Origin of the sequence: Streptomyces sp. NPDC053076 (assembly GCF_044546845.1) — a bacterium.
Lineage (GTDB): Bacteria > Actinomycetota > Actinomycetes > Streptomycetales > Streptomycetaceae > Streptomyces.
Window position 1 is genome coordinate 169,614 of record NZ_JBITZL010000007.1, and the last position, 15,305, is coordinate 184,918.

Annotated in this window: 13 protein-coding genes, 1 tRNA gene and 1 pseudogene; 11 read left to right on the top strand and 4 right to left on the bottom strand. The window is 71.0% G+C overall.

Annotated elements, in window-relative coordinates:
• The first annotated feature begins 159 nt into the window (after positions 1-159).
• The 6 genes from ACIGYR_RS27100 to ACIGYR_RS27125 all read left to right on the top strand — a co-directional run bounded on the left by ACIGYR_RS27100 (position 160) and on the right by ACIGYR_RS27125 (position 6,097).
• Positions 160-1,575 carry a cell division protein FtsK gene (locus ACIGYR_RS27100; RefSeq protein WP_399603811.1) on the top strand — a complete coding sequence of 472 codons (1,416 nt, stop codon included), beginning with the start codon at positions 160-162 and terminating at the stop codon, positions 1,573-1,575.
• A 41-nt stretch (positions 1,576-1,616) separates the two neighbouring features.
• Positions 1,617-2,354, top strand: a complete 738-nt coding sequence (locus tag ACIGYR_RS27105) for a DUF2637 domain-containing protein (protein WP_399603808.1) — start codon at positions 1,617-1,619, stop codon at positions 2,352-2,354.
• A gap of 154 nt (positions 2,355-2,508) precedes the next feature.
• Entirely contained in the window at positions 2,509-3,966 is a 1,458-nt protein-coding gene (locus ACIGYR_RS27110) for a replication initiator (protein WP_399603806.1), read from the top strand.
• Entirely contained in the window at positions 3,963-4,169 is a 207-nt protein-coding gene (locus ACIGYR_RS27115; protein ID WP_266499569.1) for a helix-turn-helix domain-containing protein, read from the top strand. Before ACIGYR_RS27110 ends, ACIGYR_RS27115 begins: the two co-directional genes overlap by 4 nt.
• On the top strand, positions 4,163-5,551 hold the full coding sequence (locus tag ACIGYR_RS27120; RefSeq protein ID WP_399603802.1) for a tyrosine-type recombinase/integrase: 1,389 nt from the start codon (positions 4,163-4,165) through the stop codon (positions 5,549-5,551). The genes ACIGYR_RS27115 and ACIGYR_RS27120 overlap by 7 nt, the downstream gene beginning before the upstream one ends.
• 162 nt (positions 5,552-5,713) lie before the next feature.
• Positions 5,714-6,097, top strand: a complete 384-nt coding sequence (locus ACIGYR_RS27125) for an STAS domain-containing protein (protein ID WP_399603799.1) — start codon at positions 5,714-5,716, stop codon at positions 6,095-6,097.
• Between the two features lie 170 nt (positions 6,098-6,267).
• On the opposite strand, the gene ACIGYR_RS27130 is transcribed toward ACIGYR_RS27125, so the two are convergent.
• A tRNA-Ser gene (locus ACIGYR_RS27130) sits at positions 6,268-6,356 on the bottom strand.
• A 180-nt stretch (positions 6,357-6,536) separates the two neighbouring features.
• Here ACIGYR_RS27130 and ACIGYR_RS27135 point away from each other — a divergent pair.
• The gene (locus ACIGYR_RS27135) at positions 6,537-6,983 is read left to right on the top strand and encodes a hypothetical protein (protein WP_399603798.1); all 447 of its coding nucleotides are present in this window, start codon (positions 6,537-6,539) and stop codon (positions 6,981-6,983) included.
• 72 nt (positions 6,984-7,055) lie between these two features.
• Here ACIGYR_RS27135 and ACIGYR_RS27140 read toward each other — a convergent pair whose 3' ends face one another.
• Positions 7,056-8,582: a S1C family serine protease gene (locus ACIGYR_RS27140; protein WP_399603795.1), complete on the bottom strand. Its 1,527-nt coding sequence runs from the start codon at positions 8,580-8,582 to the stop codon at positions 7,056-7,058.
• Between the two features lie 239 nt (positions 8,583-8,821).
• On the opposite strand from ACIGYR_RS27140, the gene ACIGYR_RS27145 reads away from it, so the two are divergent.
• The 3 genes and pseudogenes from ACIGYR_RS27145 (at position 8,822) to ACIGYR_RS27155 (ending at position 11,631) form a co-directional block, all read left to right on the top strand.
• Positions 8,822-9,649: a glycerophosphodiester phosphodiesterase gene (locus ACIGYR_RS27145; RefSeq protein WP_399603793.1), complete on the top strand. Its 828-nt coding sequence runs from the start codon at positions 8,822-8,824 to the stop codon at positions 9,647-9,649.
• A 107-nt stretch (positions 9,650-9,756) separates the two neighbouring features.
• A pseudogene (locus tag ACIGYR_RS27150) lies at positions 9,757-10,371 on the top strand (ATP-binding protein); the annotation flags it as partial.
• A 297-nt stretch (positions 10,372-10,668) separates the two neighbouring features.
• Entirely contained in the window at positions 10,669-11,631 is a 963-nt protein-coding gene (locus ACIGYR_RS27155; RefSeq protein ID WP_399604144.1) for a DUF5926 family protein, read from the top strand.
• Positions 11,632-11,893: 262 nt separating this feature from the next.
• Here ACIGYR_RS27155 and ACIGYR_RS27160 read toward each other — a convergent pair whose 3' ends face one another.
• Complete coding sequence (locus ACIGYR_RS27160; protein WP_399603790.1) at positions 11,894-12,460, bottom strand: hypothetical protein; 567 nt, start codon at positions 12,458-12,460, stop codon at positions 11,894-11,896.
• Positions 12,461-12,515: 55 nt separating this feature from the next.
• A complete protein-coding gene (locus ACIGYR_RS27165; protein WP_391845822.1) occupies positions 12,516-13,181 on the bottom strand; it encodes a bifunctional DNA primase/polymerase in 666 nt (221 codons plus the stop codon).
• Positions 13,182-13,792: 611 nt separating this feature from the next.
• On the opposite strand from ACIGYR_RS27165, the gene ACIGYR_RS27170 reads away from it, so the two are divergent.
• On the top strand, positions 13,793-15,229 hold the full coding sequence (locus ACIGYR_RS27170) for a PP2C family protein-serine/threonine phosphatase (protein WP_399603787.1): 1,437 nt from the start codon (positions 13,793-13,795) through the stop codon (positions 15,227-15,229).
• Positions 15,230-15,305: the final 76 nt, after the last annotated feature.

Here is a 15,305-nt window from a genome sequence, read left to right on the forward strand (position 1 = left end):
CGACGACAGGCTTCGGCACGTTGCGGCGGTGTGGGAGCACGGAGGCTACTCGCCCGGTGAAGCGCTCTTCCGCGCACAGATCTGCCTTCTCATCGCCGGGCCCCCTGTCCCCTGGGCCGCTCGCATGGCCGCGATCCGCAAACGAAGGAAGGAAGCAAAGTGACCCTGAACGACGTGGGTGAAGCCATGGGCTACGCCCCGGTGCTGGTGGGCGTGATCCTGGCCTGCTTCGCGGTGTGGGGGGTGGTCTGGGTGGTGCGCTACCTGCTGGCCGACTCCATGATGCGGGCCAGCATCCGCCAGGCCGTACGGGTCCACCGGAGGTGGAAGCGGTTCGCCCCCATGGCGGGACTGTCCGTGACGGACAAGACCCCGGCCCCGCTGGCGTCCTTGAATACGGATGGCAAACCGCCCAAGCCCCGGGTGCTTATCCCGGCCCTGAAGGTGAAGCCCGACCGGTTCGGCGTCGTGGTCCGGGCGAACTGCCTGCCCAAGGTGGGCCTGGAAGAGTTCCAGAAGGCAGCGCCCTACATCGCGGACGCCTGGCGGTGCACGCGCGTGTCCGTCTTGCAGGACGAGCCCGGCCACGTGCTCATTCGCGGGGTGCGCGTGGATCCCCTGATCACGAAGACCACGCACACGCCGAGCGGGAAAGTGCCGGATGAGCTGGCTACCTGGCACCTGGGGGTGGACGAGTACGCCCAGGCGGTCAGCGTCGACCTGACGGAGGTGCCGGGCGTGACCGTGGCCGGCCTTCCCGGCTTCGGGAAGACCTCCCTGATCAACCGGTTCATCTGCGACACCGCGCCCTCCCCGGCGGTGCAGTTCGCGGTGGCGGACGGCAAGGTGATGGCCGCCCACGAGGGTGACTACGCCGACCTCATGGGCCGACTGTTCGCCTTCGCCGGAAGCGACCTCAAGGACGCAAACGCCCTGTTCTGGAAGGTGGTCAGGCTGCGCCGTGCCCGCTCCACCGCCATCAAGACCGTCCTCGGCCGCAAGGACATGTGGCACGGGGGCCCGTCCGTCGCCTGGCCGTGGGTCGTGCTGATCATCGATGAAGCGCACACCTACTTCCGCGACCACAAGGGCTCGGACAAGGAGTCCAAGGCGCTCGCCGCGCTGGCCGCGCAGAACGCCCGGCTGGTGGAAGAGCTGGTCAAGATGGGCCGCAGCGTCGGCATCCTCGTCATCCTCGCCACACAGAAGAGCACGGGCGACGCCATCCCCACCTTCATCCGCGACGTGTGCCCGGTCGGCCTGTCCTTCGCGCAGAAGACCGCTGACGCGGCCGTGGCCGCCCTGGGCGACGACATCCGCGAATGGCCCGACGCCAGCCCGACCCTGTTGCAGGAACCGGCGTACGTCGGCGTCGCGGTGATGAAGACCAACGGGCGGGCAGGTTTCACCCGCCTGCGCACCCCGTACGTCAGCGAGGAAGACTCCGCCCACGTCGCCGCACGGACCGCCCACCTCACCGCCGACCCGGCAGACCTGCTGACCGCGCAGCTCCCCGGCATCGACCTCACCAAGGACGACCCGAACGACAGCACCATTCCGCCGTTGGCGGCCTGACCGACCACAGCCTGAGCACTCGGAAAGGAGGTGAACCCCCAATGTCTGAGGACCGGATCACACAGCGCACGGTGACTGTGGTCATGGGCATCATCGCCGCCTTGGCGTTCGTCTTCTCCTTCGGCAACGTCTGGGCGCTGGCCCTGCGCCTGGGCGTCCCCGCCCCCATCGCACCCCTGATCGCCCCCATGGTCGACCTGTCGGTTGTCGGGCTTCTGGTCGCCCTGCGCTACCTCTCCCTGCGGGGCGTCCCGCCCGAGCAGATGAAGGCGGCAACCCGCCTCATGCACGTCTCCGGTCTGCTGACCCTGGCCCTCAACATCGCCGAACCCATCGTCGCCGAGCACTACGGCCGCGCCGCCGTGGACGCCGTGGCCCCGGTGCTGCTCCTCGGCTGGGGAGCGGTCGGCCCGCAGCTCCTGCGCTCCTTTCACGCGGTCACCACCGACGCAGCCGACCTGGCCCCGGCTGTCGAGACTGAACCGGCCGAAGAGCCTGCCCCCATCTCTGCCGAGCAGGAACCCGCCCCGACGCCAGCACCGCCCGTCGTGCCGGAAACCACCCCGGCCCCGCAACCGGCCCCGGTTGCTCCGCTCGCTGGTGCCCCGGCCCCCATCCCTGTGCCTGCGGTCAAGGTGCCTGAGCCGCTGCTTGCCGAGGCACGCTCCATCGCCGCATCCCACCACGCCGAGCACGGCGAACCCATCACAGCGGCACAGCTCAAGCGGCGACTCGGCATCGGCCTGCCCATGGCTACCGCGCTCCACGCCGCCCTGTAGAGCCGCGCTCTCCCCGCCGGCCTCCCGGCACCACCCCACCCCCGCGCCCGTCCCTGGGCCCAGTCCGTCATGCCTGCGGGCAGCAGCCCGAGCGCACTGAATCGCTGCTGCCCGCAGGTCCCACCCTCGCGCCAGGAAGGAGACCCCGCCACTCATGAGCCGCCCCCTCGACCTGCGGCACGTCATCAGCCCCGGCCTGCGGGACCTGATCGAACTGGCCAACACCCACGACTTCGACCGCGTACAGCAGCAGGTCCGCAACCTGCGCGGCTGCTCCCGCCCGGTCAACCTGCACGGCTGGACGATCACCACCGATGCGGCCACCAAGGAAGTGATCCGCTCCTACCGCTCCGAAGACGAACCCACCGGACGCCTGTTGACCACCTGCGGCAACCGCCGCGCCTCCCGCTGCCCCGCCTGCTCCCGCGTCTACGCCGCCGACACCTACCACCTGATCAAGGCCGGACTCTCCGGCGGCAAGAACGTCGCCGAAACCGTCCGCGACCACCCCCGCGCCTTCGTCACCCTCACCGCCCCCTCCTTCGGCCCCGTCCACCGCAACACCGACAGCGCGGGCAAGCCCCGCCGCTGCCGCTGCGGCACCCAGCACGCCGACGACGACCCGGCCCTGAGCACCCCACTGAACCCGGCCACCTACGACTACGCCGGGGCCGTGCTCTGGAACGCCCACGCCGGACAGCTCTGGGCACGCTTCACCACCTACCTGCGCCGCGCCCTGGCCAAGCACTTCGGCATCACGCAGAAGGCGCTGAACTCCGCCCTGCGCGTCTCCTTCGCCAAGGTCGCCGAGTACCAAAAGCGCGGCCTGGTCCACTTCCACGCCGTGATCCGCTTCGACGGACCCGACGGCCACACCACCCCGCCCCCGGCCTGGGCCACCTTCGACGCCCTCAAGGCCGCCGTGGGCCTGGCCGTCGAACGCGCCCGGCTCACCATCGAATCCGACTCCATCGGCGAACGCGTCATCGCCTGGGGCAAGCGGTACAAGGTCGACCCCATCACCGCCCTGGGCAACGGCGAACTCACAGACTCCAAGGTCGCCGGATACGTCGCCAAGTACGCCACCAAGAACGCTGAGGGCGCGGGCACCGTGGATCGCACCCTGATGTGCCGCCCATGCGCTGGACGCGGCTACACACGCGGGCCCGACGGCTTCCACGACCGGTGCCCCGACTGCGACGGCACCGGACAGGCGGAACCCATCAAAGACCTGCCCATCCAGCAGCACGTACGCCAGATGATCCGTACGGCCTGGGACCTCGGCCACCTGCCGGAGTTCGCCGAACTCAAGCTCTGGAAGTGGGCTCACATGCTCGGCTTCCGCGGCCACTTCTCCAGCAAATCCCGCGCCTACTCCACGACCCTCGGCGCACTCCGCGACGTGCGCCGCGCCTGGCGCCTCGCCCAGGCCGAAGCAGCACGCGCCCGCGCCGGCCTCCCCACCACCGACGAGACCACCCTCGTCACCGCCTCCTCCTGGACCTACCTGAGCAGCGGCTACCGCCCCGGCGAAGAACTCCTCGCCGCTCAGGTCCGCCACGACCTCAACGAAGCCGACCGCACCAAGACCGAAGGAGAGCCCTGGCTGTGACCACTCCGACCAAGGCCGATAGGCAGACGCTGAAGCTGGGGGAAGCGCTGGCTGAGATCGGGGTGTCCCGTGCCGCCTTCTACCGCATGCGTGCTCGGGGCCAGGCTCCGAGGCACCTGAAGCTTCCCAACGGGCAGATCCGCATACGCCGGGCCGACCTCGACGCCTGGTTCGACTCCTGCGAGGTGCGGGAAGCGTGCTGACATACGACGTGCAGATCTGGGGCATCCGCAAGCGGCCCAACCGTGTGGCGGCCTATCAGCTCCGCTGGCGGGTCGGCCCCCGGCCCTTCTCCAAGAGCTACAAGATCAAGGCCCAGGCCGACGGTCGGCGCTCGGAACTGCTGGCCGCACTGCGCAACCGTGAGCAGTTCGACACGGAAACCGGCCTGCCTGCCTCGGAGGTTCAGGCGCTCAACTCCACCACGTGGTACGCCCATACGCGCGCGTACGCGGAGATGAAGTGGCCCGGCGCCTCGGCCAAGCACCGTGCGAGCATCGCTGACACGCTGGCCACCATCACGCCGAAGCTGGTCAGGGACAACCGAGGGGCCCCGGCCCCCAAGGTGCTCCGTATCGCCCTCTACTCGTGGGTCTACCGGTTCGTCCTCGGCGGCGACGGGACGCTGAAGCCCCGTATCGACGTAGAAGAGCCCCCTGCCGAGATCGTGGCGGCGTTGGACTGGATCAGCCGCAAGTCCGTGGACATCACTGATCTGGACACGCCTTCTGTGGTGCGTACGGCGCTCGACGCGCTGAAGCTGAAGCAGAACGGCACGCCTGCTGCGGAGAACACGGTGAACCGCAAGCGGACGGTCTTCAGCAACTGCCTTCGATACGCCGTTGAGCGGGAGCTGCTGAAGACTCTGCCCCTCGACAAGGTCGACTGGACCCCGCCCGAGACCGATGACGAGATCGACTTCCGGTTCGTCCCCGGCCCCAAGCTGGCGAAGGCTCTGATCGACGCGGTGGGGGAACAGGGCGAGCGCGGGCGTCACCTAAAGGCGTTCTTCGGCTGCCTCTACTACGCGGCCAACCGACCCGGCGAGGCGGCCGGCCTGCGTGAAGACGACTTCACCCTTCCCGAAGAGGGCTGGGGGGAAGTGCTCCTGTCCACGAGCATGCCCCGCGTCGGCTCCGGTTGGACCGACACGGGCGAGTCTTTCGACACGCGCGGCCTGAAGAAACGGGCCCGTAAGGCGACCCGGCCGGTACCGATTCCTCCCGTCCTCGTTCGCCTGCTCAGGGAGCACATCAAGGAATTCGGTACCGCTGAAGACGGCCGGCTGTTCCGCGCGGCCCAGGGCGGCCACCTGCTGTCCAAGGAGTACGGGGAGGTATGGAAGGCGGCTCGACTCGCCGTGCTGACCGAAGCGGAGGCGGCCTCACCCCTGGCTGACGTGCCGTACTCCCTGCGGCACGCGGGCGTCTCGCTCTGGCTTGAGTCCGGTGTCTCCCCCGCAGAAGTCGCACGCCGAGCGGGCCACAGCATCGCTGTCCTGTTCCGCTTCTACGCCAAGGCAATCCACCGCAACCAGCAGCGCGCAAACGAGCAGATCGAACGCGCCCTCGAAACAGACGACTGACCTGGCAACGTCTCTCACAGTCCCGCTCACCCGCATCGAGGGTGAGCGGGACTCTGTTTTTTCCTCTCACGCCGTGATTGAGGCGTGGATCTCAGGGAAGTCGCCCTACGGGCGTTGGGACCACAGCGCCCCCTTCGCCTGCCCGAAGAACGGTGAACCGTTGTGACCGGTACTCCCTCGATCGAGAGAACTTTGCTGGGCGGCTGTCTTGTAGGCAGGGTCAGCGGCGAGATGGATTACCTGACCAGGATTGACTTCCTGGCACTCTTTGAGAGCCTGGTCGACACGCGGCCCAGGTCCTTGGTCCTTGATCTCTCAGGAGTGGCCTTCTGCGACTCAGCAGGACTTGGCGCCCTCCTGGGTGCGCAACGGATCGCACAGGCCAGAGACACAGTCCTCGCCCTGGCCTGTGTGCCACCGCCGCTGCGCAGGATGCTTGACATAACGGGCGCTGATCAAGTTCTGGCCGTCTACGACACCGTCACAGAGGCTGTGGCGGCACTGGGCGACGGAGACGCCGGCCTCGTGGACCAGGACGCGGTCTAGCTCAGAGCATGAGCCTGAGCTGCGCTTTTCTCTCCAAGTTTGGTCCACGCCTGGTCCACACGCACTGATCCACAACGCGACAGGGCCGGATCAAGGTGAGACAGGCCCCATGCAGAAGGGGCGCCCCCCCATCGAGGGACACCCCTTCTGACCAGCACGTCTCTGACCTGCGGAGGCGGTGGGATTCGAACCCACGGTGACCGTTCAAGGTCACTACGGTTTTCAAGACCGTTCCCTTAGGCCGCTCGGGCACGCCTCCCCGCGTCGCCGGTGACCGGCGACGCGGGTACACATTACCGGCCCGCCGCCCGGGCGCGGGGCCGTGGTTGGTCTACTGGTACCCGGCCGGACGTCGACGAGGGGCTGGGGCGTGGGAATTCGGAACTGGTGGGGGCGCTACCGGGACAGACGGGCCGGAACCAGGTACCCCGCTCCCGGGGTGGCTCCGCTTCCCGTCGCGGAGGTACGGGAGGCGTTGCTGGCGCTCAACGGGACGGGGGTGCCGTTCCGGGTGCACGCCTTCGACGGGGAGACGGTCGATCTGGTGGCGCAGTGGCAGGTCGTCCTGCCGGCCATGGGCGACCATGGCGCCGCGGACCGGGTCGAACGGACCATGAAAGCCCGGATGCGGCTGGTGTCCGCCCTGCGCGAGGTGCGGGTGCTGGACGAGGTGCGGGAAGTGGCGCTGGTCGGGAACCCGCCACGGCGTGGTGCCGCACGCCGATGGAGCCGCGGACCGTCGGTCCAGCGGCAGTGGACGTACGAGCGGGGCCCGGACGGCCGCTGGCACAAGGTGGTCCTGTTCGACTCGCGGGCCATGCGGGATCCCCTGCGGAACACCGTCCTCGACGCCGGGTGGACCTGGCGGGGAGTCTTGCGGCTCTGATCCGCCACCCGGGGGAACGGTGAAGGGGCACCTCTTCCACGAGAGGCGCCCCTTCGCCGTGCCGCCGGTGCGTCAGCCGTCGCCCTCCCGCGCGCCCAGCGTCAGCTGCACCGTGTGTTCCTGACCGCCCCGCTTGTAGGTGATCGTGACCTTGTCACCCGGCTTGTGGGTCCAGATCTCGCCGATCAGGGTGGGGCCGCTGTCGATCACGTGGTCGTCGAGCTTGCTGATGACGTCACCGGGCTTGAGGCCGGCCCGGGCCGCCGGGCCGCCGGACTCGACCGCCGCGGCACCGGCCGTGCCCTGGTCGGTGATCTTCGCGCCGTCGCTGGAGTCCTCCAGGGAGACGGAGGCGCCGATCTTGGCGTACACCGGCTTGCCGGTCTTGATCAGCTGCTGGGCGACGTACTTCGCCTGGTTGATCGGGATGGCGAAGCCCAGGCCGATCGAGCCGGACTGGCCGGAGCCGAAGCCGCCGCTGCTGCTGGACTGGATCGCGGAGTTGATGCCGATGACCGCGCCGGAGGCGTCCAGCAGCGGGCCGCCGGAGTTGCCGGGGTTGATGGACGCGTCGGTCTGCAGGGCGCTCATGTACGACGCCTTGCTGGTGGAGCTGCCGTCGCTGGAGGCCACCGGGCGGTCCTTGGCGCTGATGATGCCCGTCGTCACCGTGTTGGACAGGCCGAAGGGGGCGCCGATGGCGATGGTCTCGTCGCCGACGGCCACCTTGTCGGAGTCGCCGAGGGCGAGCGGCTTGAGGTCGGAGGGGGCGTTCTTGAGCTTGATGACCGCCACGTCGTAGCCCTGCGCGTGACCGACGATCTCGGCGTCGTACTTCTTGCCGTCGGGGAACGTGGCCGTGAGCTTGCCGCCGTCGACCGCGTCCGCCACCACGTGGTTGTTGGTGACGATGTGGCCCTGGGTGTCGAAGACGAAGCCGGTGCCGGTACCGCCCTCGCCGTTGCTGCTCTCGGCCTGGATGGTCACCGTGCTGGGCAGCGCCTTGGCGGCCGTGTTGGCGATCGTCCCCGGCGCGCGCTTGACCTGCGTGGCGCTGTCGGAGGCGGAGACGGTGGTGGAGCCGCTGCTGTCGTTGTCCTTGGCCAGGGTGTAGCCGAGGCCGCCGCCCAGGCCGCCCGCGACCAGCGCGGCCACCAGGACCGCCGCCACCAGCCCGCCGCGTCCGTTGCGCGGCTTCGGGGCGGGCTGCTGGTACGACGCGCCCCAGCCGGCACCCGGGGCCCCCGGGCCGCCGTAGGCCGGGCCCGCCGGGCCGCCGCCGTAGGCCGGGGTGGCGGGGCCGTCGCCGTACGCCGGGGTGGCGGGGCCGTCGCCGTAGGCCGGGGTGGCCGGCGGCGGGGGCGGCCAGGAGCCGTCGGGGGCCGGGCCGGCGGCCGGGCCCGGCGGGTAGGCCGGCCCCTGGTCGGGTGCGGTGGCGGCCGGGGCCGCCGGGCTCTCCTGCGGCACGGGCGGAAGCGGTGCCGTCGGCGCGTGCCCCTCGGGCGCCGGGCCCTGCGGGGCAGCGGCGGGAGAGGCCGTCGGCACGGGAGGTGCGGACGGCGCCGGGGGTACCGTGTTGCCCTCGTTCTCGGTGCTCACAGCTCTTCTCCTCGGTCCACGCCTGTTGTCATCGGTCGCACTGGTCAGCAGTCAGCTTTTCCCATGGGCCGTCAGAGCACCATAAGCGGTGACTGTGGGTCTGGTGATCCTCTTTATATAGGATCTATTACGACCTATCAGGCAAAAGTTACATAAACGATCAGGGTGTGTGGCACCGTTCGTCGCCCGGACGCAGCCGTGCCGCCCCATGTACCCGGCAACGATGGCACCATGACGCGGTGACCCACGCACCACAGCACGCCATCCAGGTCGTCGCCCACCGGGGCGCCTCCGAGGACGCTCCCGAGCACACCCTCGCCGCCTACCGTAAGGCGATGGAGGACGGCGCCGACGCCTTGGAGTGCGACGTTCGGCTGACCGCCGACGGCCATCTGGTCTGCGTCCACGACCGCCGGGTGAACCGGACCTCCAACGGCCGCGGCGCGGTCTCCGCCCTGGAACTGGCCGACCTGGCCGCCCTCGACTTCGGTTCCTGGAAGACGGGCGACATCTGGCGCGGACGGGACGAGGAGCCCGACTGGGAGCACCGCCCGGAGGACCGCGAGGAGACCTCCGTGCTCACTCTGGAGCGGCTGCTGGAGCTGGTCGCGGACGCGGGGCGGCGGGTGGAACTGGCCATCGAGACCAAGCACCCCACGCGCTGGGCGGGCCAGGTCGAGGAACGGCTGCTGACGCTGCTGAAGCGGTTCGGCCTGGACGCGCCGGCCTCGGCCGCCGAGTCGCCGGTGCGGATCATGAGTTTCTCGGCCCGGTCACTGCACCGCGTGCGTGCCGCGGCGCCGACGCTGCCCACGGTCTGTCTGATGCAGTTCGTCTCCCCCCGGCTGCGCGACGGGCGGCTGCCCGCGGGCGTGCACATCGCGGGTCCCTCGATCCGCATCGTGCGCAACCATCCCTCCTATGTGGAGCGCCTGAAGCGGGCCGGCCACCAGGTCCACGTGTGGACCGTGAACGAGCCCGAGGACGTCGACCTCTGCCTCGAGCTGGGCATCGACGCCATCATCACCAACCGTCCGCGCGCGGTTCTGCAGCAACTGGGCCGCTGAGCCGGCGCCGGTTCCGACCCTCCGAATCCAGCCATAACGGCCGCTGTCGGGCAGGCTCCGTCACGGGGAGTGCTCCGGCGCGTTCGCTGTGTGTACCGCCGGTTCGAATGCGTCACCGGAAGGGGATTGGCCGGTTTCCGGTACAGGCCAAGAGGGCATCCACTCCGTGGCGTGGGGCGAAGGAGGTCTCGGGGGTGGCGTTGGTGGTGGCACAGGAAGTGCCGACGTCGTCGAGCATGGCCGTACCCCACGGCCCTGCGGGCGTGGGGAAGGCGCGGCACCGGATGCGGGCACAGCTGCGCAGCGGTGGCGTATCGGAACCGGTCATCGACGATGCCGTACTGATCCTTTCCGAACTGTTGAGCAATGCCTGCAAACACGGGCGTCCTTTGGGGAACGCGCCGGCCGGGGACGGCGACGTCCGCGCCGCATGGCGGGTCGACGCCCGCGGGCGGCTCGTCGTGGAGGTCACGGACGGCGGCGGCCCGACCCGCCCGGCACCGGCCACCCCGTCGGTGACCGCGCACGGCGGCCGCGGGCTGAACATCATCACGGCCCTCGCCGACGACTGGGGCGTCCGGGACGACGTCCGGGGCGAGGTGACGGTCTGGGTGCTGGTCCACGAGGACGTCCACGATCCCGACGCCGGGTGCCGCCGCGAGGCTTTCGCTACGCGCGTCACCCGTCCAGTGGCATCCGGGCTGCCGCTCACGGACCTGGCGGTGCCAGGCATGACGGCCGCGGACCTGCCGCTGTCGGGCATGACGGGCGTGTCGGCCTCGGACCTGACGCTGCCGGGCATGCCGGCCTCGGACCTGACGCTGCCGGACCTGTCCGGCCTGGACTTCGCGGACGTGTTCGAGGATCTGGACTGACCTCGGTCGGCCCAAGGACGTCGCCCATCGGCTCACACCAACGGCGTCGAGCGCGCGTGCGTTGTCCACAGGTTCGCGTCGGCCATGGCTCGAACGGCTAGGCTCCCGCCGTACGAGAAGAGCCGTAACCGGGAGACGCCCACCATGGCCAAGAAGCGACCCCAGACGAAGGCCAAGCCGCAGCTGATCGACGGGGAGATCCCGGTGGTCGGTGCCCGCGAACCCTGCCCCTGCGGCAGCGGCCGGCGCTACAAGGCCTGCCACGGCCGGACCGCGGCGCACGCCGCGACCGAGCTGGTGCAGCGCCCGTTCGAGGGACTGCCCGGCGAGTGCGACTGGGTCGCGCTGCGGGAGCTGGTCCCCGCCGCGACAGCAGAACTGCCCCTGAAAGACGGCCTGCCCGAGGGCGTCCCCTCGGTCACGCTGGCCACGGTGCTGCCGATGGCCTGGCCCGCGCTGCGCCGGGACGACGGCTCGGTCCTGCTCGGCCTGCAGAACGACACGGCGTCGGGCGACATCAGCCGCGACCTCGCCGACACGCTGCTGCGCGCGCTGGAGGCCGAGCCCGGCACCCCGGTGCAGGGCCGCCGCGCTCCCGCCGACGGTCCGCGGCTGCAGGACCTGCTGGACCCGGAGGGCGCCTTCGAACCGGTCGTGCACAGCGGCTTCGAGTTCTGGGTGCCGGACGCGGAGAACGCCACCGCGGAGGTCACCGCCTCCCTGGAGCGGGCCAACGCCGCGGCCATCCCGACCGTGAAGCTGTCCGGTGTGGACGCCGCGTACTGGTGCGAGACCCCGGAGAAGAACCACCTGCGCTGGGTCATGCCGCATCCGGAGGAGCAGCTTCTGGACGCTCTCGCGCGGCTGCACGCGGCGGGCCGCTCCAGCCTCGGCGAGGGCACCCGGCTCGTGGGCTCCTTCCGTGCTCACGGCCTCACCGTGCCGGTGTGGGACCTGCCGAGCGGGGTCTCGGCGGAGGACGTGGAGAAGCCGGCCGCCGAGTTCGCCGAGCGCCTCGCCGCCGCCCGCGCCGCTCAGGAGCCGCTCACGGTGGAGGAGCGCCGGGCGCGCGGCGGGCTGACCAACCGGCAGGTCACACTCAGCTGACGCGCCCCGCGGCCTGTGTCACGGCTGAACGGTCGGTCAGCCGTGACACCAGGCCGCACGGCAGGTGACTCCTGTCACAACTCGCGGTTTCGACAGGGAATTCGGTGTCCGAATCACCAAGACCGAATTTGCGAACCGCCGATCTCTTGTTACCGTTCCAGTAGCCCGGTTGCTGGTGCATCCCCCGTCGCCAGCAACCGGGTCTTTCCATGTCCGCGTACGGTGGACAGCGTGCCGCGGCTCGTCAACTCCGCTGCCTCATCTAGGAGTTGCTGCCCGCGCGGAGCATCAGCTTCCCCTGCGCACCGCGCGATGCGAACTCGGTGACGGCCGTGTAGGCGTCCGGTACGCCGCGGCTGCGCTCACGTGGCGTCTCACAGGTGGCGGGCTCGTCGTCGGATCCGGTGACGCAGTGCGTCTGGACGGTCCTGCCGCCCGGACCCATCAGGCTCAGCACGGAGTCCAGCGACTCGCCGGTGGCGTTGCGGTAGTAGGTGCGCGCCCAGGTGTCCTCGCCCTGCGTCAGCACACAGGTCTGTGCCTCGATGCCGTCCGGTGAGGTGAGTTCGGGGCCGCAGCGGGCGGCCGTGGCGAGTCCGAGACCGAGCAGGAAGGGGCCGCGGCGAACGGTACCCGTGCCGGTCTTGGCGTCACCCCGGGAAGCGGCCGGGGCCCGGCCGGCGTCCCCGACCTGTCCGGCGGCCACGGTCAGCGGCAGCGCGACCACGCCCGCCACGACGCCCACGAGGGCGAGCAGACGGAGCTTTCGGGCGTCCCGCCCGCCGCGGAACGGCTGTGGGGCTCTATGGCCGCCGGTATGACGCAGCATGCCCGGAAGGTTACGAGCCGGCGCGGCCCGTTCGGCCCGTCCGCGCCCGACACCCTCACAACTCGGGCGCGCTCACACCCGTACGAGTGAGGGCGTCCACCACGGCGTCCACCACGGCCTCCACGCCGGGCACCCAGGGCGAGGCCGAGCCGGGCAGCGGGGCACGCTCCCAGCGGACGGCGCCCTGGCCGGTCTCAGAGGGAGGCAGGGCGACGTAGCCGCCCGTGCCGTGGAAGCGCAGGGAACCGGGGACGAAGTCCTTGGCGTAGAGCAGCTCGCCGAGCTGCTCCATGGAGTACGGCTGCACGAGCAGCGCCCAGCGGGTCGGCGAGGCGATCACCGGACCCAGCCGCATGCCGCGCCGGTCGAGCAGGGCCAGCGCACGGGAGGCGGCGAGTGCCGGCAGGCTCACCGCGCAGGGCGCCTTGCCGCCCGTGGCCAGGATGATCGGGGCACTCGGCCGGTTGGTCCACCACCAGCGCACCATGTGAGGGTCGGTGGTGGCCGCGAGCAGGCCGGGGTCGAAGGGGTGCGCTCCGGGCACCGTGCACTCCGGGTCGGGGCAGGCGCAGCGGGCCCGGCCCTGCGGGTCCGGTGCCACGCCGGGGAGTACCGGCCACTGCCATTCCGTCGCAAAGGTCAGCGCCGCGCCGATCAGCTCAGGCCTCCCGCCGTTTCGCCTGGACAGAAGCCTGCGTCGCCTTCCGAGGATCTCGCGCATGAGCGCTCGTTCCTTTCCGTTGCACCGCTGGCAACACCGTGGGCCACATCACACCATGAGTCGATCACTTCACTGTGCGTATCTAATGGCGCATCACACCCCTGTGCACGGCATGGGGAACCCCAAGGGGCGAGCGTCGGCCGCGTCCGCGTCCATAGTGCGTCTATCTGAAGCACGGACGCGGCGCGGGGGTGGCGAAGTCTGGCGTTTTGCCGTCGCGCGTGGTTCTCTCCGCCTCCGCCACGGGAGGATGGGGCTCGGCCGTCGGTGGCTATGACGCCCGGGTCCGTCGCCAGGTTCCGGGTGGCCCCCAACCACCCCTGGCCCTCTCCGAGTACGTACCCATCACGACCGCTGTGACGCTCCGTCGAGCAAGGCCAGTCGACCGCAATGGACCGATACCTAAGGCAGTTTTGAGCCAACTTGGCGGTAAGGCAAGGGGTTCGGGAAAAACACTCGCCCGCCCCCTGGACACCAGGAATCCCCGCAGGACAATGCTGGACATCCCCTCACGAGTGCGTGTACATGTGGAGACACTGCTAGCGGCGCAGAATGACATGGGGGTTTGCGATGCTTCTGAGCAATACGCACCGGTCTGAGAGCCGGACGCCATGAACGCCCCGCACCCTCCGAAAGTGGCCGGAATCGATCCCACAGTCCCCACTCCCGCACACACTGTCGCGCCCGCCCCTCCCGCCCCCGGCTCCGGTCCCTCCCCGGACACCGCCTCCGTCCCCGCCCCGGGCGCCCCCGCTCCCAGCGCCCTCCTCCAGGACCGGCTGGCCGGCTGGGTCTCCGATCTCACGACCCTGCACGAACTCACCGAGCGCCTCTCCCGCACCAACGCCCTCGACCCCGCCCTGCACGAGTTGCTGCGCGCCGGAGCCGCCCTGGTCGGCGCCCGCCGCGGCCTGGTGGTCCTGGAGCCCGCCGACGGCCTCGGCCCCCGCACCACCCTCGGCCTCGGCCTCGGCCGCGCCGACCTCGGCCACATCGAGACCGTGCCGCGCGGTGCCCTGCCGTACGACACCGGCGCCGCGGCCGAGATCGTCCACTCCGACCTGCTCGCCGAGGACGGCCTCGACCCGCGCCATCGCGAGGTCGCCGCCCGCCTCGGCTACGCCGCCAGCTACGCCCTCCCCCTCGCCGGCGAGTCCGCCGGCCGCCTGGGTGCCGCCGTCTGGCTCTACGACGAACCGGCCGAACCCGACGAGCGGCAGCGCCACCTCGCCGGTCTCTACATCCGGCACGCGGGCGAGCACCTCGCGCGGCTGGTGGAGGTGGAACGCACGCGAGCGTGCGTGGCGACCATCACCGAGGAACTGCTGCCCTCCCGGCTGCCCCGGGTGGCCGGCGTCCAGCTCGCCGCCCGGCACCGCGCGGGCGCGCGCGGCGGCGGCGACTGGTACGACGCCCTGCCCCTGCCGGACGCGGCCCTCGGCCTCTCCGTCGGGTCCGTCACCGGCTCCGGCCCCAGCGCGGTGGCCGCCATGGGCCGGCTGCGCGCCTCCCTGCGCGCCTACGCGGTGATGGAGGGCGAGGACCCGGTCGCCGTCCTGTCCGACCTGGAGCTGCTGCTGCGGCTGACCGAGCCCGCCCGCTCGGCCACCGCCCTGTTCGCCTACTGCGAGCCCGCCCTGCGCAAGATCACCCTGGCCGGTGCCGGACACAGCCCGCCGCTGCTGATCGGCGAGCGGCGGACCGAGTTCGCCGAGACCTCCGTCTCCGCGCCGCTCGGCATGCTCGCCTGCTGGGAGGCGCCCAGCGTGGAGATCCAGGCGGAGGCCGGGGAGACGGTGCTGCTCTACACCGACGGGCTGCTGCACCGTACCGGCGATCCGATGGACCGGGCCTTCGCCCGGCTGCACGCCGCCGCCGCGAGCACCCCGCGCGCGGTGCGGCACGATCCGGGAGCCGTCGCCGACCATGTCCTGCGCGCGGTCCTGCCGGACGGCCCGGACGTGGGGGCACCTCCCGGTCGAGCGAAGTCGAGACCGGGGGACGACTGCGAGGAGGACGTGGTACTGCTGGCGGCCCGCTTCGACTGAGCACGGGGCGCCGCGCCCGGCACGACCCGGCCGCGCGCGGAGCGCCGTGCCCAGCGCGACTCCGCTGCGCGCGGGG

Coding starts and splice junctions, on each gene's coding strand:
- ACIGYR_RS27160 (WP_399603790.1), bottom strand. CDS start 12,460: ATGCTGCGTCATACCGGCGGCCATAGAGCCCCACAGCCGTTCCGCGGC.
- ACIGYR_RS27155 (WP_399604144.1), top strand. CDS start 10,669: ATGGCCAAGAAGCGACCCCAGACGAAGGCCAAGCCGCAGCTGATCGAC.
- ACIGYR_RS27170 (WP_399603787.1), top strand. CDS start 13,793: ATGAACGCCCCGCACCCTCCGAAAGTGGCCGGAATCGATCCCACAGTC.
- ACIGYR_RS27165 (WP_391845822.1), bottom strand. CDS start 13,181: ATGCGCGAGATCCTCGGAAGGCGACGCAGGCTTCTGTCCAGGCGAAAC.
- ACIGYR_RS27105 (WP_399603808.1), top strand. CDS start 1,617: ATGTCTGAGGACCGGATCACACAGCGCACGGTGACTGTGGTCATGGGC.
- ACIGYR_RS27110 (WP_399603806.1), top strand. CDS start 2,509: ATGAGCCGCCCCCTCGACCTGCGGCACGTCATCAGCCCCGGCCTGCGG.